General features: G+C 75.2%; 16 protein-coding genes, 5 tRNA genes and 1 pseudogene. 10 read left to right on the top strand and 12 right to left on the bottom strand.

Translation table 11 applies throughout. From position 1 onward, the window contains the following. Positions 1 to 23: 23 nt before the first annotated feature. Positions 24 to 95 (bottom strand) — tRNA-Val (locus tag T328_RS04015). 300 nt (positions 96 to 395) lie between these two features. On the opposite strand from T328_RS04015, the gene T328_RS04010 reads away from it, so the two are divergent. Both T328_RS04010 and T328_RS04005 read left to right on the top strand, forming a co-directional pair. Next, entirely contained in the window at positions 396 to 809 is a 414-nt protein-coding gene (locus T328_RS04010) for an SsgA family sporulation/cell division regulator (protein WP_018836768.1), read from the top strand. 172 nt (positions 810 to 981) lie between these two features. Then, a pseudogene (locus T328_RS04005) lies at positions 982 to 1539 on the top strand (CGNR zinc finger domain-containing protein); the annotation flags it as partial. Between the two features lie 157 nt (positions 1540 to 1696). Here T328_RS04005 and T328_RS04000 read toward each other — a convergent pair. Then, positions 1697 to 1849 carry a hypothetical protein gene (locus tag T328_RS04000; protein ID WP_496494436.1) on the bottom strand — a complete coding sequence of 51 codons (153 nt, stop codon included), beginning with the start codon at positions 1847 to 1849 and terminating at the stop codon, positions 1697 to 1699. 152 nt (positions 1850 to 2001) lie between these two features. Further along, positions 2002 to 2481 (bottom strand): hypothetical protein, encoded by a 480-nt coding sequence (locus T328_RS03995; RefSeq protein ID WP_496494435.1) that lies wholly within the window; start codon positions 2479 to 2481, stop codon positions 2002 to 2004. A gap of 128 nt (positions 2482 to 2609) precedes the next feature. Between T328_RS03995 and T328_RS03990 the strand changes: the two genes are divergently transcribed. Beyond that, positions 2610 to 3122: a DsbA family protein gene (locus T328_RS03990; protein ID WP_496494434.1), complete on the top strand. Its 513-nt coding sequence runs from the start codon at positions 2610 to 2612 to the stop codon at positions 3120 to 3122. A 93-nt stretch (positions 3123 to 3215) separates the two neighbouring features. On the opposite strand, the gene T328_RS03985 is transcribed toward T328_RS03990, so the two are convergent. The 3 genes from T328_RS03985 to T328_RS03975 all read right to left on the bottom strand — a co-directional run bounded on the left by T328_RS03985 (position 3216) and on the right by T328_RS03975 (position 6094). Continuing rightward, positions 3216 to 4046 carry a GNAT family N-acetyltransferase gene (locus tag T328_RS03985; protein WP_496494433.1) on the bottom strand — a complete coding sequence of 277 codons (831 nt, stop codon included), beginning with the start codon at positions 4044 to 4046 and terminating at the stop codon, positions 3216 to 3218. Positions 4047 to 4163: 117 nt separating this feature from the next. Next, positions 4164 to 5003, bottom strand: a complete 840-nt coding sequence (locus tag T328_RS03980; protein WP_496494432.1) for an aminotransferase class IV — start codon at positions 5001 to 5003, stop codon at positions 4164 to 4166. After that, the gene (locus T328_RS03975; protein WP_496494431.1) at positions 5000 to 6094 is read right to left on the bottom strand and encodes a chorismate-binding protein; all 1095 of its coding nucleotides are present in this window, start codon (positions 6092 to 6094) and stop codon (positions 5000 to 5002) included. The genes T328_RS03980 and T328_RS03975 overlap by 4 nt, the downstream gene beginning before the upstream one ends. A 194-nt stretch (positions 6095 to 6288) precedes the next feature. Between T328_RS03975 and T328_RS03970 the strand changes: the two genes are divergently transcribed. The 6 genes from T328_RS03970 (at position 6289) to T328_RS03945 (ending at position 9470) form a co-directional block, all read left to right on the top strand. Then, a tRNA-Gly gene (locus tag T328_RS03970) sits at positions 6289 to 6361 on the top strand. A gap of 26 nt (positions 6362 to 6387) precedes the next feature. Then, positions 6388 to 6458 (top strand) — tRNA-Cys (locus T328_RS03965). 1 nt (position 6459) lies between these two features. Further along, positions 6460 to 6531 (top strand) — tRNA-Val (locus T328_RS03960). 137 nt (positions 6532 to 6668) lie between these two features. After that, the gene (locus tag T328_RS03955) at positions 6669 to 7904 is read left to right on the top strand and encodes a GNAT family N-acetyltransferase (RefSeq protein WP_496494430.1); all 1236 of its coding nucleotides are present in this window, start codon (positions 6669 to 6671) and stop codon (positions 7902 to 7904) included. Positions 7905 to 8082: 178 nt separating this feature from the next. Next, complete coding sequence (locus T328_RS03950; RefSeq protein ID WP_496494429.1) at positions 8083 to 9249, top strand: S1 family peptidase; 1167 nt, start codon at positions 8083 to 8085, stop codon at positions 9247 to 9249. 149 nt (positions 9250 to 9398) lie between these two features. Beyond that, positions 9399 to 9470: transfer RNA gene (locus tag T328_RS03945), tRNA-Val, on the top strand. 102 nt (positions 9471 to 9572) lie between these two features. On the opposite strand, the gene T328_RS03940 is transcribed toward T328_RS03945, so the two are convergent. The 4 genes from T328_RS03940 to T328_RS03925 form a co-directional block, all read right to left on the bottom strand. Further along, positions 9573 to 9860: a TFIIB-type zinc ribbon-containing protein gene (locus T328_RS03940; RefSeq protein WP_496494428.1), complete on the bottom strand. Its 288-nt coding sequence runs from the start codon at positions 9858 to 9860 to the stop codon at positions 9573 to 9575. A gap of 67 nt (positions 9861 to 9927) precedes the next feature. Further along, complete coding sequence (locus T328_RS03935) at positions 9928 to 10959, bottom strand: hypothetical protein (RefSeq protein WP_496494427.1); 1032 nt, start codon at positions 10957 to 10959, stop codon at positions 9928 to 9930. A 276-nt stretch (positions 10960 to 11235) separates the two neighbouring features. Continuing rightward, on the bottom strand, positions 11236 to 11442 hold the full coding sequence (locus T328_RS03930) for a hypothetical protein (RefSeq protein WP_496494426.1): 207 nt from the start codon (positions 11440 to 11442) through the stop codon (positions 11236 to 11238). 184 nt (positions 11443 to 11626) lie between these two features. Then, positions 11627 to 11881: a DUF8836 family protein gene (locus T328_RS03925; protein ID WP_496494425.1), complete on the bottom strand. Its 255-nt coding sequence runs from the start codon at positions 11879 to 11881 to the stop codon at positions 11627 to 11629. A 170-nt stretch (positions 11882 to 12051) separates the two neighbouring features. Between T328_RS03925 and T328_RS03920 the strand changes: the two genes are divergently transcribed. Next, complete coding sequence (locus T328_RS03920; protein ID WP_496494424.1) at positions 12052 to 13392, top strand: serine/threonine-protein kinase; 1341 nt, start codon at positions 12052 to 12054, stop codon at positions 13390 to 13392. A 111-nt stretch (positions 13393 to 13503) separates the two neighbouring features. On the opposite strand, the gene T328_RS03915 is transcribed toward T328_RS03920, so the two are convergent. Together T328_RS03915 and cobA are read right to left on the bottom strand one after the other, a co-directional pair. Beyond that, on the bottom strand, positions 13504 to 14322 hold the full coding sequence (locus T328_RS03915; RefSeq protein WP_496494423.1) for a TrmH family RNA methyltransferase: 819 nt from the start codon (positions 14320 to 14322) through the stop codon (positions 13504 to 13506). Positions 14323 to 14428: 106 nt separating this feature from the next. After that, complete coding sequence (gene cobA / locus T328_RS03910; protein WP_496494422.1) at positions 14429 to 15670, bottom strand: uroporphyrinogen-III C-methyltransferase; 1242 nt, start codon at positions 15668 to 15670, stop codon at positions 14429 to 14431. Positions 15671 to 15894: the final 224 nt, after the last annotated feature.

The following is a 15894-nucleotide window of genomic DNA, read 5'->3' as shown; positions in this document are numbered from 1 at the left end:
GGACAGGGGTCGCCGTCGGCTCGTGGGCGATACTGGGATCGAACCAGTGACCTCTTCGGTGTGAACGAAGCGCTCTCCCCCTGAGCTAATCGCCCTCGCGTGAGACCACGTTACCTGACGTGAGCACTCGTGTGTGCCCGCCGGCCGACAGTCCCCGCGCGCCTCCGTCACACTGCGCCCGATTCTCGTTACTCTCCGCATCGATGAAGCCCAAACTATCCGGACCGGAGAGTTCACCGGAACAGCCCTGCTCTGCGAATGCCTACTAGGCCGTACGAACTACGAAAAACATCACAAAACAGTCAGAGGGGTTTACAACGCCCCGGTAGGTGGCATGTCGACTTCGCCGACGTGCGAATCCCCGAGCGCACACTGAGCGAAAGGCCCTGGCGCTTATGAACCACACGGTCAGCTGCGAGCTGCACCTGCGCCTCGTTGTGTCGAGCGAGTCTTCCCTGCCTGTCCCCGCAGGTCTGCGGTACGACACCGCGGATCCTTACGCCGTGCACGCCACCTTCCACACCGGCGCCGAAGAGACGGTCGAATGGGTGTTCGCCCGCGACCTGCTCGCCGAAGGGCTTCACCGCCCGACCGGTACCGGAGACGTCCGGGTCTGGCCGTCCAGGAGCCATGGCCAGGGCGTCGTCTGCATCGCCCTCAGCTCGCCGGAGGGCGAGGCCCTGCTCGAAGCCCCCGCGCGGGCGCTGGAGTCCTTCCTGAAGCGCACGGACGCCGCCGTGCCGCCCGGGACGGAGCCACGCCACTTCGACCTCGACACCGAGCTCTCGCACATCCTCGCGGAGAGCTGAGGCGATACGAGGTCACCTCACCGTCCGTAGCCGTCAGCCTCGGGGAGACGGCCGGACCACCACCGCACCAGGCACCGCCGTCGCCCGCCGTGGCGACGGCGGTGTCACGTTTTGGCTAGAGTCGGCGTCAGACCGACCAGGGCATGCGCGGCCCGACCAGGGGAGCGGAACGGTGCTGATCAATCACGACACCCGGTGCGCGCTCGACATCGTCGTGGCGCTGCTGAACACCGACACCGGGGACGGGGGCGCGGAAACGGACGCCCTCGTGGACGTGGGTGCGCTGCAGGGCTTCGTCGACGAGCACGACATCAGCGGCATCGAGGCCCTCTGCGTCTCCGACGTGGCCGCCGTCCGGGCCGTACGGAGCGATCTCTCGGCCGTCTTCGCCGCCCCGGACGACCGGGCGGCGGCGGAGCGGCTCAACGCGATCGTGGCCGCCGCCGGCACCACGCCGCAGCTGACGGACCACGACGGCTACGAGTGGCACGTGCACTACTTCGCCCCCGGCGCCTCCGTTGCCGAGCACCTGGCCGCGGACGGCGGGATGGCGCTGGCGTTCCTCGTCGTCGCCGGCGAGCGGGAGCGGCTGCGCCGCTGCGAGGCGCCGGGCTGCGGCCGGGCCTTCGTCGACTACTCGCGCAACCGCTCCCGCCGCTACTGCTCCAGCCGCACCTGCGGCAACCGGCTGCACGTGGCGGCGTACCGGGCGCGGCGGCGCGAGGCGGCGGCCGAGAACGGGACCAACGGGGAGGGGGCGGGGGACGGGGCCGCGACGGGAACGGAGACGCGGACGGGAACGGAGACGCGGACGGGAACGGGGGCGGGGGCGGGAACGGGGGCGGGGGCGGGGACAGCGGCGGCCGGTGCCGCCGGCGGGGCGGCGCTCACCAGCCGATGAGGTCGTAGACCGAGGTGCCGAAGATCAGCACGCCGATGACGGTGAGAAAGAGCATCAGCGGCGGCTGGGACAGGGCGAAGAGGCAGCCGCGGGTCTCGGCAGGGGCGGGTGGCCGCGGTGCGGGTGTGTGGTCGTTCATCTCGCGCAGATGATCGCGCAGGCAGGCATGGCCAGGTGGGCAACACGCCAGGAAAAGGCGGCCTGTTCACAAAGATCGACCGGGCCTGACCGCTCGCCCCCGGACGTGATCGACTCCGCGGCTGCGCAGGGTAATTCGGCAGGTCCGTAGCGTCAGATTCCGTGCTTCTTCAGGATCGCCTCGATGTCGGAGAAGTCCTCGTCCCCGGACCCGGACCGCTTCCGGCCGCCGGTCGCCGGCGCCGAGCCGCCCGCCTTGCCCGCCTTGCCGCCGCCGAGCGCCGGGCGGGACACCGTGGGCGCCGCCGCCGGGACGGCCGGTGCACCGCCCGCCGCCTTGCGCTTGCTCCGCTCGCCGGCGAGGCGCTGGCCGACCCACAGCACCACGGCGACGGCGAGCACCCCGAAGCCGGCCCAGACAGACGGATCCATGACCAGGTCGGCCGCCCAGTCCCCGGTGGCCTGGCCGACCTCGCCGCCGAGCTCGACCAGCCCCGCCATGGCCAGGCCGACGGGCACCAGCGACAGGGCGGCGATCTTCGTCGCCCGCCGGAACCGTCGCCGGTATGCGGTCAGCAGCGCGATCGCGAGCCCCGCCGCGGAGAGCGCGGCGCAGACCGTGTTGGTGAACATGCCTCCATCGTGCACCCGAACGCGTCGCGATTGCCATGGTGCGGCACGGCATGGGGGACATCTCCGGGTCCGACTCGTCCGCAGGACCGAGACGGCGGTCACCCCTGGGGCCTGGAAGACTGGCGCACATGGAGAACGATGCGAATGGCGCGCCCGTCCTCGACGTCTGGTGCGAGCTGCAGTGCCCGGACTGCCGGTCGGCGCTCGCCGACCTGCGCGCGCTGCGCGAGCGCTACGGGGACCGGCTCGACATCCGGCTGCGCCACTTCCCGCTGGATCGGCACCAGCACGCCATGGCGGGCGCCCAGGCCGCCGAGGAGGCCATTGTGCAGGGGAAGGGCTGGGAGTACGCGGAGGCGGTGCTGGCGCGGGCGGAGGAGTTCGGCAAGCGGGGCGAGCCGCTCCTGGTCGAGGCGGCCCGGGAGCTGGGCCTGGACGCGGAGGAGTTGGAGACCGCGCTCGTGGACGGGCGGCACTTCCTGGTGGTGGACGCCGACGTGGCCGAGGGCAAGGCGATCGGGGTGACGGGGACGCCGACGTACGTCATCGGGGACGAGCGGCTGGACGGCGGCAAGAGCCAGGAGGGGCTGCGGGAGCGGATCGAGGAGATCGCGGACCGGCTGCTGGCCGCGGCGGGCTGAGCCCGGCGGCCGGCGGGTTGAGGCCGGCGGACCGCGGGTGGTGGGGGCCGCGCAGCCGCGGGCCGTGCCCCGGGGCCGCGGGTTCGGCCGGGCTCAGATCAGCGGCTTGTGCAGGTGGTACGCGGTCGGGCGGTAGCCCAGCGACTCGTACAGCCGCAGCGCCACCTCGTTCCCGGCGTAGACGTGCAGCCCCAGGGTGCGCAGCCCGGCCGCCCGGCACTCGCGCTCCGCGACGCGCATCAGGGTCCGGCCGTGGCCCCTCCCCCGGTGCTCCGGCGCGACCGTCACGGAGTAGACGTACGCACCGGTGGCGATCAGCGGCCGCAGCGCGACCCAGACGGTGCCCACCGCCGCCCCGCCGTACTCCAGGACGCGCAGCGCCACGTCAGGGGTGGCATGGCCCGAGGGCAGCAGCTCGTCGTGGTCGGCGCGCGCCCGGCTCCGCGCCTCGTCCGGCGCCATCCCCCGCTCCAGCCACCGCCCCACCAGCGACTCCGCCTCCGCGGTCCGCCAGTCCGGGTACTCGGCCGCCGTCAGCGGTCGCGCCACGGCCCCCGGCGGCAGCTCCGGCTGCTCGCCCGGCTTCTTGTCCATCGTCCGGCCGGTCTCCGTGTACCCCAGCGCCCTGGCCAGCCGCAGGCCGACGGCCGCACGGGCGTCCAGGCTGAGCACGATCTCCCGGCAGCCCCAGCCCCGCAGCACCTCCTCGGCCGCCAGCGCCGCCACCGTGCCGCGCCCGCGGTGCCGCTCGGGCTTGTGGATCCGCAGCGTGCGGACGCGGCCCGTGGCGGGGCCGAGGCGGGCGTCGGTGGCCAGCTCGACGTCGCCGACCGGGCGGCCGTTGACGCACACGGCGAACGCGCGCGTACGGCCGCCGTCCGCTTCGCGCCGCTCGGCTCCGGCCGGGCGCAGGTGCGTCGTCATCGCTTCCCCTTCGTCGTCGCCCCGCTCGGCGTCCCGCCCTCCCCAGGCCCCTCGGGCGCACGGGTCGGCGTTCCCACGGGTCCCCCGTTGTTCGTACGTTCCCCCGGGACGGCGTTTTTACGGGTCCACGTCCGCCGCGGACCGCTCGGCGAACACCTGCATCGCCTTCGCCGTGACCGGGCCGAGGGCGCCGGGCAGCTCGCGGCCGTCGAGGCGGCGCACCGCCTGCACATCGCGCAGCGAGGAGGTCAGGAACACCTCCTCCACCTCGCCGCCCGCCGCGAGCACGGAGAACGGCAGGTCCGTCTCCCGGGCACCGGTCCACTCCAGCACCAGCCGCCGCGTGATCCCGGCCAGGCAGCCGGAGTCGAGCGGCGGGGTGTGCAGCTCGCCGCCGAGGACGACGAAGACGTTGGAGCCGGTGCCCTCGCAGAGCCGGTCGCGGGTGTTGGCGAAGAGCGCCTCGCTGGCGCCGCCCTCGTGCGCGCGGGCCAGCGCGACGACGTTCTCCGCGTACGACGTGGTCTTCAGGCCCGTGACGGCCCCGCGTTCGTTGCGCGTCCAGGGGACGGTGACGACGGCCGTCTCGTCCGGCCGCGGCTCGCCGGCGGCGAGGGCGACGACCAGGGTGGGACGGCTGTCGTCCGGGCCGCTGCGGTGCGAGGACAGCGGTGCGGCGCCGCCGGTGTACGTGACGCGCAGCCGGCCGTGCGGCACGGGCTCGGCCGCCAGCACCGCCGCGCAGGCCCGCCGGACCTCGTCCAGGTCGGGCTCGGGCAGGCCGAGGCCGCGGGCGGAGCGGGCCAGCCGCTCCAGGTGCCGGGTGAGGGCGAAGGCGGTGCCCCCGGTGGCCTTGAGCGTCTCGAAGACGCCGTCGCCCACGGTGATGCCGTGATCGAACACGGACACCCGCGCGTCGGCGACCTCGCGCAGTCCGCCGTCGAGCCAGACCTTCATGAGCGTACGGTCCCTCCACTCGTGACTTCCGCTTCCGACGCTACCCCGAGCAGCCGGGATGCCTTCAACTCCGTCTCCCGCCACTCCCGCTCCGCGTCCGAGCCCCAGGTGATGCCCGCGCCGGTGCCGAAGCGCAGCACGGGGCCGCCGGCCGCGGCGCGGTCGATCCAGAACGTGCGGATGCCGACGGCCAGTTCGCCGGTGCCGCGGTCGGCGTCGACCCAGCCGACGCCGCCGCAGTACGGGCCGCGGGGGGCCGTCTCCAGCTCGTCGATGATGCGCAGCGCGCTGCTCTTCGGCGCGCCGGTGATGGAGCCGGCCGGGAAGGTGGCACCGATCAGCTCCGCCCAGCCGGCGCCGGGGGCCGGCTCGCCGCGGACGGTGGAGACGAGGTGGACGAGGCCGGGGTGCTCCTCGACGGTGCAGAGGGCGGGCACGGTGACGGAGCCGGTGGTGCAGACGCGGCCGAGATCGTTGCGCACGAGGTCGACGATCATGACGTTCTCGGCGCGGTCCTTGGCAGTGAGGTCGGCGGCGGTGCGGCCGGTGCCCTTGATGGGGCCGGACTCGACGGTGCGGCCGGTGCGGCGCAGGTACAGCTCGGGGGAGGCGGTGGCGACCTCGACGCCGTGCGCGGGCAGCCGGACGACACCGGCGTACGGGGCGGGGTTGCCGCGGGCGAGGACGGCGGCGAGGGCGTCGATGTCGGCGGTGGCCAGGTCCGCTCCCCGGCCCGGGCCGGGGCCCGGGCCGGGGAGCGGGGCGGTGAGGATGCGGCACAGGTTGACCTGGTAGACGTCGCCGGCGGCGATGTGCTCCCGTATGCGGTGCACCCTCGCGACGTAGCCGGCGCGGTCGAGCGACGACGTCCAGTCGGTGGCGCGCGGGCCGCGCCACCGGTTCGCGCGCGGGGCGGGCGGGTGCGGGTCGGGGCGCACGTCGCCGAAGCGCGCGCACAGCGCCCGCCCCTCGTACCCGACGACCACGGCCCACCAGCCCGAGGAGTCGAGCGCGGCCGGGTCGCCGGTCACGTCGCGCAGGTCGGAGGCGACGAGACCGCCGAAGCGGGCGAGCGGGGCGAGACGGGGCACGCCGCGAGTCTAAGGCGGCCGGCGGACACCGGCCTCCGGGCCGGCGGGGCCCCGGACGCGGGCCTGGCCGCCGGCCCACGCACGGGCCGGCGACGAGCCGGGCACCTGCCGGAAACCGAATTTGAGCTGGCCCCGGAATCCGCTAAGGTTCATGACTACCGGAAGGGCCTGCCGGCGCCTTCCGATCACGACCGGCGGACGTAGCTCAGTTGGTAGAGCATCACCTTGCCAAGGTGAGGGTCGCGAGTTCGAATCTCGTCGTCCGCTCGATGGGGGTCTCACGGGCCCCCGCTGGTGGAGTGGCCGAGAGGCGAGGCAACGGCCTGCAAAGCCGTCTACACGGGTTCAAATCCCGTCTCCACCTCGGACGATTAGCTCAGCGGGAGAGCGCTTCCCTGACACGGAAGAGGCCACTGGTTCGATCCCAGTATCGTCCACGAGCCGACGGCGACCCCTGTCCGCGGAAAGCGCGGACCGGGGTCGCCTTCGTCGTTACTGCACGGCTTCGCCGCACGCACCCCAGGAGCGGGCAAAGCGATGTGCACGGTTCAGGCATGACAGATACTGTCGAAATATGAACGACCGTGCTGCCATTGTGTTCCGTGAAATACCCGAAAGTGACATCGATCGGGCTCAGGAGCTGGCCTATCTCGTCTTCCACGAGAAGCCCGAGGACGAGCTGCGCAAACGCCATCACGAGCTTCTGGCGGGCTGCCTGCGCATCGGCGCGTACGACGCGGACACCCTGGTCGGCATGGTCGCCACACTGCCGTTCACGCTGGCCGTGCCCGGCGCCGAACTCCCCTGCCCCAGCCTGACGTTCGTCTCCGTCGCGCCCACCCACCGGCGCCGCGGGGTGCTCTCCGGGATGATCGCCGAGCTGTTCGCGCGGTGCGCCGCCGAGGGGTGGCCGATAGCGGCGCTGTGGGCGTCGGAGACGGCCATCTACGGGCGGTTCGGCTTCGGCCCCGGCACGTACGGCGCCACCGTCGAGATCGACTCCCGGGCGGCGCTGCGGTTGCGCGTCGCCCCGGACGAGCGTCCGCTGCGGCTGGTGGACCCGGCGCACGCACCCGCGCTGCTCGGCCCGTACTACGACCGCACGCGCGCCGCACGCGCCGGCCGGCCGGCGCGCAGCGAGGAGTGGTGGGCCAAGGAGTGGATGGCCGAGCGGGACCCGGACGACGAGGAGTTCTCGCCGCCGCGCGTCGCCGCCCTCGGCGACCCCCTCGCCGGCTACGCCGTCTACCGCACGAAGGAGAAGGGCGACCGCCCCGGCACCCACGGCCTCGTCCGCCTCGACGAGCTGGAGTCGGACACCCCGGCCGTGGCCGCGGCGCTCTGGCGCTACCTCGCCTCCCTCGACCTGACCGGCACGGTACGGGCCTGGGGCCGCCCGCTCGACGACCCGCTGCTGCTCTTCGCCGCCGACCGCGACCAGGTACGGGTCACGAGCACGTTCCCGGCGCTGTGGGTGCGGCTCACCGACGTCGGCACGGCCCTGCGGCGCCGCTCCTGGGCCGCCGCGGCGGACGTCGTGCTGGCGGTGACCGACTCCGCGGTGCCGGCCAACGCGGGCACGTACCGGCTCACCGCCGCACCCGGCGCCCCGGCCGCGTACCAGGGCGTCGACGCGGCGCCGGACCTCACCGTGGACGTACGCGACGTGTCCGCCGCGTACCTCGGCGGCACCCCCCTCGCCGCCGCCGTCCGCGCGGGCCTGGCCGCCGAGCACACCGCCGGCGCGGCCGACGCGCTCGACGCCGCGCTGCGCACGCCGCTACTGCCGCACACGGTCGAGGAGTTCTAGGCCGTCCTGTCCGACGCGGCCGTCCGTCCCCCGGGGACCGGACGGCCGCTTCTCGCGCCTGCGAAAGGTCTGGACAAATGCGCGGGCCCGTGCTGTGGTGACAGCGCACCGATTGAGAGCGCTCTCACTTCCTGTGTTCCACCCCCACTCAACGAGGGAACAACAGAAAGGGTCCGCCATGCGACGCACGTCGAGACGCACGTCGAGACACACCTTCGGATTAGGGCTCGGCCTGTCCGTACTTCTGCTGACGAGCACCTGGGGCGGGGCCGCCGCGCTCGCCCCCGGCGCCGGCGCGGACTCCGCACAGGAGCCGTCGCCCGGACTGCTGACCGCGCTGCAGCGGGACCTGGGCCTGACGGCCGGCCAGGCCCGGGAGCGGCTGGCCGACGAACGCCGGGCCGGCAAGGTCGAGAAGAAGGCCGAGCGCGCGGCCGGATCCGCCTACGGCGGCTCCTGGTTCGACGCGGAGAGCGGCCGGCTCACCGTCGCCGTCACCGCCGAGCGGCACGCGGACGCGGTACGGGCGGCGGGTGCGGACGTACGCGTCGTCGAGCACAGCGCCGCCCGGCTCGACGCGACGAAGAAGCAGCTGGACGAGCTGTCCGCCCCCGCCGGGGTGAGCAGTTGGCACGTCGACCCGCGCGCCAACACCGTCCGGGTCGACGTCGTCGCCGACCGCCGCGACGACGCCGCCGTCCGCACGTTCCTCGAACGGGCCCGCGCCGCGGGGCCGGTCGAGGTCGGGACGGTCGCCGAGGCGCCGGCGACGTTCGCCGCCGGGACCGTGGGCGGCGACCCGTACTACACCGGCAACGTCCGCTGCTCCATCGGCTTCTCGGTGCACGGCGGCTTCGTCACCGCGGGCCACTGCGGCGGCGCGGGCGCGGCGGTGCGCGGCTGGGACGGCTCGCACATCGGCACGTTCCAGGGCTCGTCGTTCCCCGACAACGACTACGCCTGGGTCAGCGTGGGCAGCGGCTGGTGGACCGTACCCGTGGTCCTGGGCTGGGGCACCGTGTCCGACCAGCTCGTCCGCGGCTCCGCCGAGGCCCCGGTGGGCGCCTCCATCTGCCGCTCCGGCTCCACCACGCACTGGCACTGCGGCACGCTGCTGGCCAAGAACGAGACGGTCAACTACAGCGGCGGCGCCGTCGTCCACCAGCTGACGAAGACGAGCGTCTGCGCCGAACCCGGCGACTCGGGCGGCTCGTTCATCAGCGGCGACCAGGCGCAGGGCGTCACGTCCGGCGGATGGGGCAACTGCAGCGGCGGCGGTGAGACCTGGTACCAGCCGGTCAACGAGATCCTCGGCCGCTACGGGCTGACGCTGCACACCGCCTAGCGCGACCGCACCGTGGCACCGGCCCTCGCCGGTGACGATGCGCCCGTGCCACCCGTCCGCCGCGGGTGGCACGGGCCGTGCCGGCCACACGATGATCATGGACTTGCGATGCCGGTCGGTGCGTGGAAGTATCTAGCCGCAACGACCGCGCGCGGTTAGCTCAGCGGGAGAGCGCTTCCCTGACACGGAAGAGGTCACTGGTTCAATCCCAGTACCGCGCACAGCGGATAAAGCAGGTAATGCACAAGGGCCGGAGCGATTCGCTCCGGCCCTTGTGCATTTACCGCGGTGCATTACCGCGTCAGGCCGTTGCCGTCCCCGGGTCAGGACGAGAACAGCATGCGGGAGAAGCCGCCCTTGCGGTGGCCGTAGTGGCCGTGGCCGCCGTGGTGGCCGCCGCCCCAGCCCGGGGCCTGCTGCTGCGGGTAGCCCTGGGCAGCCGGCGGCGGGGGCGGCGGAGGAGCCTGCTGGGCCCACTGGGATTCGAGTCGCGACAGGGTCTCCAGCTCGCCGTAGTCGAGAAAGATCCCCCGGCACCCGCTGCACTGCTCGATCTGGACGCCGTTGCGGTTGTACGTCTGCATCGGCGCACGGCACTTGGGACACTGCATGGTCGCCCTCAACTCCTCAGCTCTCCCGGCCGCCGGGGATGACGGTCGGCGGCCGTGGCTGCACAGCCTACGACGCGCCGCCCGGCCGCGTCCCGTCCCCCGTCCCGTCCCCCGTCCCGTCCCCCGTCGCGGCCATGCGGGCGCAGGCGGCGAGCAGGTCGTGGTCGGTGTCGTCCAGGGGCCGTACGCCGGTCGCGGCGTCCACGAGGGCGCGGGCGGCGAGCTGGACGGTGAGGGTGCGGGCCGGCACGTCGACCTCGGGCGGCCAGAGGTCGTCGCCGGGGGCGACGGCGGGGCCGCCGGCGGCGCGGTAGCCGGCGAGGAAGGCGGCCCAGTCCGCCGCGGGGATGAGGCCGGTGGCGTAGCCGGCGGCGGGGCGGGCGAGGTCCCAGGCGGGCTCGCCGAGGCCGAGGTCGTCGACGTCGATGAGATGCCAGGGCCCGTCGGGGGCGGGGTGGCGCACGAGCTGGCCGAGGTGGAGGTCGCCGTGGCAGAGGAGGGAGCGGGGCTGTGCGCGGGGCTCCACGTCGCGGGCCCAGGCGGGCAGGCGCTCCCAGGCGCGGAGGACGAGCGCGGCGGCCGGGGTGCGGGCCGGCGCGGGCGCGGCGGGGGCGGGCACGGCGCGCGCGGCGGTGGCGGGCGGCGCTGGGTGCGCGGGGGGCGGCGCGGCCGGCATCGTGCGCAGCGCCGCCACGGCGCGGGCCGCGTTCGCCGGACCGGCCATCGGCGGTAGCGGCCCCGGCAGCCCGCCCGCCGGTATCGCGTGCAGCCGGGCCACCAGCCGCCCCGCCTCCCGCCACGGCGCCGCTTCGGGAGCGTCCGGCGCCACCGTGGCCCCGTACGGCCAGCGGCTGACGTGCCGGCCGTCGACGGGACCGGTCAGCTCGCCGAGCGGGGCGAGCAGGATGCCGGCGAGGAGCGGGTGGGCGGCCACCCGCAGCCGGGCGGCGAGGGCGGCGGGGTCCAGCCGCGGGGCGTGGGCCTTGAGTACGGTCCCCCCACTGCGTACGACGGTCACGTCCGGGCGGTCGACGAGCACCGCGGGCTCGCCGGCCCCCCGGCTCAGCTCCGCCAGCCGGTCGACCAGGCGTGCGCGCACCGGCTCATCCTAGGCCCCGTACCGCGGCGGCCTGCACGAACGTGACGGGAGCGGTACGCGCGGCGGGGAGTACGCGGACGGATGGACCCCACGACCGCGCCCTCCGGGTCCGTCGCCGCATACGGGCGGCGCCACGGTCCGCAGCCCGCCCGGAAAACGCGTAGCCCGGGCGTCTCCCCAGACGCCCGGGCGTACACGTCCGTCCGCCGCACCCCCGTCCCCACGGGGCTGAGCCGGCTGTCCCCGGCCCGGGCCGCTCTCCCGGGCCTGACGGGGCTAACGCCCCATCATTCCGGCCACGGACGACGCATGTGTGATGACCGCCTCCCAGCCGCCGAAGACGACGGTGAGGACGATCGCCAGTGGCAGGACCATGGCGAGGGCGACCAGCGGGTGCCGGCGCTCCGACGGCTGTGCGCCGAACGCGGCGAGCGCCCCGGCGACGGCCTTCGGCCGTGCGGCGTGCTCCGCTGCTCTCTCCATGGCTCCCACTCCTGTGTTGGGGCGGCGGGCGTCCGACCTCGGGGGACGAGTGCTGCGCCCGCCGCTTGACGACAACATTAGGGAAGTGATCGGCACGGGTCGTCATGCCCGCGTATCGATTGCCTGGCCTCCCGGAGGATGACTGCGGCCCGAAGTCGCTACTCCCATGGGTGGAGACCGCGTACTACGAGCCAGGGTCTTCCCTGAGGGGGACCTCGCCGTCCGTGCGCGGCACGGGATGCTCCACCAGGGCGAGGACCCTGGTGGCCATGAACCGGGCCGTGCGCACCACCGAGCCGCTGCGCGTCACCTCGCTCACCTCGACCACGCCCCGGCGCACCGACGTCTCGACCCTCCGGCCGGCGCGCGAGGCCACCACCTGGTACGTCCGGGTCGTGTCCCCCGCGTCCACGACTATCTCCACTCGATCGCCCTTCACCTGTCCCGCATCCCCCTTCCTCGGGGCCGCACTTGGGCCCGGCCATATCTCCAGGATCCCACCTGGGACTGACAATTCGGCCCGCCGCACGGCGCCCTGCCAGCGCGAGCGGCGGTCAAGTCCGTAAGCTGTGCACGGCAGACAGACCGGGCAGCGGGGATGGTTACGGCATGGCGATGATGCGGCTCCGTCGTGAGGATCCGCGCGTCGTCGGCTCGTTCCGGATCCACCGGCGGCTCGGCGCGGGCGGCATGGGCGTGGTCTATCTGGGCTCCGACCGGCGCGGACAACGGGTCGCGCTCAAGGTGATCCGGCCGGATCTGGCGGAGGACCAGGAGTTTCGCTCGCGGTTCGCCCGCGAGGTCTCGGCGGCGCGGCGGATCCGCGGCGGCTGTACGGCCCGGCTGGTGGCCGCCGACCTGGACGCGGACCGGCCGTGGTTCGCCACGCAGTACGTGCCCGGCCCCTCCCTGCACGACAAGGTCGGCGACGAGGGGCCGCTCATGGCCGTACGGGTGGCGGCGATCGGCGCGGCGCTCTCCGAGGGCCTGGTCGCCGTGCACGAGGCGGGCGTGGTGCACCGCGACCTGAAGCCGTCCAACATCCTGCTCTCGCCCAAGGGCCCGCGGATCATCGACTTCGGCATCGCCTGGGCGACCGGCGCCTCCACGCTGACGCACGTCGGCACGGCGGTCGGCTCGCCCGGGTTCCTGGCGCCCGAGCAGGTGCGGGGGCAGCCGGTGACGCCGGCGAGCGACGTGTTCTCGCTGGGCGCCACCCTCGCGTACGCGACGACGGGCGACTCGCCGTTCGGGCAGGGCAGTTCCGAGGTGATGCTCTACCGGGTGGTGCACGAGGAGCCGCTGCTCGACGGGGTGCCGGACGCGCTGGCGCCGCTGCTGCGCACCTGCCTGGCGAAGACGCCGGACGACCGGCCGTCGACGCTGCAGCTGTCGCTGCGGCTCAAGGAGATCGCGGCCCGCGAGGCGCACGGTACGGGGGCGGAGTCCGCCCCGCCGCGCCGGGCCGCCCCGGAGCGTACGACCCCGGGGCCGACGGCCGCGCACCGGCCGCCGACCCCGCGGGCGACCGGCGCGGGCCGGCCCGGGCCGGGCACGACGCAGCGCCCCGGGCCGCAGGGCGCCGGGCCGCAGGGCGCCGGGCGGTCGGGGGCGGCACAGCGGCCTGGAGCGGCGCAGCGGCCGGGGCAGCGCGCGGGCGGCGGCGGTGCGGCGCGGGGGCCGGCTCCGGCTCCCGAGCGGGGCGGCCGGCCGGCGGCGGAGCGCGGGCGGGCGGCCGAGCAGCGTACGCACGGGGCCCGGAGCGGGCCGCGCGAGGGCGCGGCGCCGGCGCCGGCGTCGGCCTCAGCGCCGCGCAAATCCGCGCCGCCGCGCCGGCCGGCGCCGGACCGGGCGCGGCTGATGCGGCAGCGGCTGATCGTGTTCGTGACGGTGACACTGCTGGTCGCGCTCGGCATCGCGGCGGCTCAGGGCTGCCAGGGCCCGATCTAGTACCCACCGGTGGATCACTTCGGGCTCACGCCGCCCGGGTGATCCACCGCGCCCGCCGCGGCCCTCCGACGGTTTTCGGCCACGTCTTACGGGCCCGCCGCCATCCCCGCTTCAGTCCTCGGCCGGTGCGGTCGCCACCGCGTAGAACGCGACGGCCGCGGCGGCGCCCACGTTCAGCGAGTCCACGCCGTTCGACATCGGGATCCGCACGCACCGGTCCGCCGCCCGCAGCGCCCGCGCCGACAGCCCGGCGCCCTCCGTACCCAGCAGCAGCGCGACCTTCGGCAGCCGCCGCGGCGCCGCCTCGGTGATCGGCACCGCCGCCGGGTCCGGGGTGAGGGCGACGAGCGTGAAGCCCGCCTCGCGGACCGTCTCCAGGTCGTGCGGCCAGTCGGCCAGCCGCGCGTACGGGATGTTGAAGACGGCGCCCATGGAGACCTTCACCGAGCGCCGGTACAGCGGGTCGGCGCAGTCCGGCGAGAGCAGCACGGCGTCCATGCCGAGGGCCGCGGCGCTGCGGAAGACGGCGCCGACGTTGGTGTGGTCGTTGACGGTCTCCAGCACGGCGACGCGGCGGGCCGCGGCCAGCAGCCCGGCGGCGTCGGGCAGCGGCTTGCGGCGCATCGAGGCGAGCGCGCCGCGGTGCACGTGGTAGCCGGTGACCTGCTCGGCCAGCTCGGAGCCGACCACGTACACCGGCGCCGGCAGGGCGTCGATGACGTCCCGCATCACGTCGACCCACTTGGCGGAGAGCATCATGGAGCGCGTCTCGTAGCCGGTCTGCAGCGCGCGCCGGATGACCTTCTCGCCCTCGGCGATGAACAGCCCCTCCGCCGGTTCGCGCCGGCGGCGCAGTTCGACGTCGGTGAGGTTCGCGTAGTCGGTCAGGCGCGGGTCGCCGGGGTCGTCGATCGTGATGAGTTCTGCCACAGGGTGATCCTGCCGTGCCGCGGGCGGAATTCCGCCGCCGGGGTACGCGGCGGGTCCGCCCGGTACCGCGGGCGTCCGGTGCCGCGGGCGTCCGGTGCCGCGGCCGTCAGCCGAGCGACCGGGCCGCCACCTCGCCGACGACGATCACCGCCGGCGGCCGCACCCCGGCGCGCTCCACCGCCGCCGCGGCCGTGGCGAGCGTGGCGTCCACCCGCCGCTGCGCCGCCGTCGTGCCCTCCTGCACGATCGCCACCGGCGTCCCGGGGTCGCGCCCCTCGCGTACGAGCGTCTCCGCGATGGCCCCGATCCGCTCCACCGCCATCAGCAGCACCAGCGTGCCGCGCAGCCGGGCGAGCGCCGGCCAGTCGACGAGCGAGCGCTCGTCGTCCGGCGCGACGTGGCCGCTGACGACGGTGAACTCGTGCGCCACCCCGCGGTGCGTGACCGGGATGCCGGCCACCGCCGGCACGCTGATCGCGCTGGTGACGCCCGGCACTACCGTGCACGCCACGCCCGCCTGCGCCAGCGCCTCCGCCTCCTCCATGCCGCGGCCGAAGACGAACGGGTCGCCGCCCTTGAGCCGGACGACCGCCTTGCCCGCCCGGGCGTGCTCGACGAGCGCGTCGTTGATGGCCTGCTGGGCCATGGCCCGGCCGTACGGGATCTTCGCGGCGTCGATCACCTCGACGTGCGGCGGCAGTTCGTCGAGGAGGTCGCGGGGGCCGAGGCGGTCGGCGATGACGACGTCGGCCTCGGCGAGCAGCCGGCGGCCCCGGACGGTGATGAGGTCCGGGTCGCCGGGGCCGCCGCCGACGAGGGCGACGCCGGGGACGCGGGTGCGGTGGTGGGGCGCGCTGAGGGTGCCGTCGCGCAGGCCCTCCACGACCGCGTCGCGGACGGCGGCGGAGCGGCGCGGGTCGCTGCCGGTGAGCACGGCGACGGTGACGCCTTCGCTGCGGCCGGTGGCCGGGGTCCAGGCGGTGGCGGCGGAGGCATCGTCGCTGCGTACGCACCAGACGCGGCGGCGCTCGGCCTCCGCGGAGGCGGCGGCGTTGGCCTCGGGGTCGCGGGTGGCCACGACGGCGTACCAGGCGTCCGCCAGGTCCCCGTCCGCGTACCGCCGCCGCTCCCACGTCAGCTCCCCGGCGTCCGCCATCGCCTCCACGGACGGGGTGGCGGACGGCGACACGAGGGTGACCCGGGCGCCGGCGGCGAGCAGGGCGGGCAGCCGGCGCTGGGCGACCTGGCCGCCGCCGAGGACGACGACGCGCCGGCCCGCGAGGCGCAGGCCGACGGGGTACGCGAAGGCGTCGGCGCTCGAGGCGGGGTGGGCGGGGGGACGGGACATGGCGGAGCGGCTCCTCGTACGGTGTGCCGGCCGCTGCGGCGTCGGAGCGGCGGTTCGTCGCGGACCGCGGTCGCCGGGGGCGTGGCGCGTACGGCCCGCGACGCCAACCCTATGGCCTGCACGGAAGCGGCGCCGCAGGTGCCCGCTCCGACCACGGCGGGTGGCCCGGGGCGTACCCGGGCCACTGCTGCGGCCTGCGTCTGCGTACGCCCGGGTACGCCGCC

The sequence above is a fragment of the Streptomyces sp. CNX435 genome (genome assembly GCF_059570575.1).
Note: the sequence above shows the minus strand (reverse complement) of the source record. Positions and strands in the feature narration are given on the sequence as shown.

Bases quoted from the DNA above. Each gene is read 5' to 3' on its own strand.
- T328_RS04010 (WP_018836768.1), top strand. From the start codon at position 396: ATGAACCACACGGTCAGCTGCGAGCTGCACCTGCGCCTCGTTGTGTCG.
- T328_RS04000 (WP_496494436.1), bottom strand. From the start codon at position 1,849: ATGAACGACCACACACCCGCACCGCGGCCACCCGCCCCTGCCGAGACC.
- T328_RS03995 (WP_496494435.1), bottom strand. From the start codon at position 2,481: ATGTTCACCAACACGGTCTGCGCCGCGCTCTCCGCGGCGGGGCTCGCG.
- T328_RS03990 (WP_496494434.1), top strand. From the start codon at position 2,610: ATGGAGAACGATGCGAATGGCGCGCCCGTCCTCGACGTCTGGTGCGAG.
- T328_RS03985 (WP_496494433.1), bottom strand. From the start codon at position 4,046: ATGACGACGCACCTGCGCCCGGCCGGAGCCGAGCGGCGCGAAGCGGAC.
- T328_RS03980 (WP_496494432.1), bottom strand. From the start codon at position 5,003: ATGAAGGTCTGGCTCGACGGCGGACTGCGCGAGGTCGCCGACGCGCGG.
- T328_RS03955 (WP_496494430.1), top strand. From the start codon at position 6,669: ATGAACGACCGTGCTGCCATTGTGTTCCGTGAAATACCCGAAAGTGAC.
- T328_RS03950 (WP_496494429.1), top strand. From the start codon at position 8,083: ATGCGACGCACGTCGAGACGCACGTCGAGACACACCTTCGGATTAGGG.
- T328_RS03940 (WP_496494428.1), bottom strand. From the start codon at position 9,860: ATGCAGTGTCCCAAGTGCCGTGCGCCGATGCAGACGTACAACCGCAAC.
- T328_RS03930 (WP_496494426.1), bottom strand. From the start codon at position 11,442: ATGGAGAGAGCAGCGGAGCACGCCGCACGGCCGAAGGCCGTCGCCGGG.
- T328_RS03920 (WP_496494424.1), top strand. From the start codon at position 12,052: ATGGCGATGATGCGGCTCCGTCGTGAGGATCCGCGCGTCGTCGGCTCG.
- cobA (WP_496494422.1), bottom strand. From the start codon at position 15,670: ATGTCCCGTCCCCCCGCCCACCCCGCCTCGAGCGCCGACGCCTTCGCG.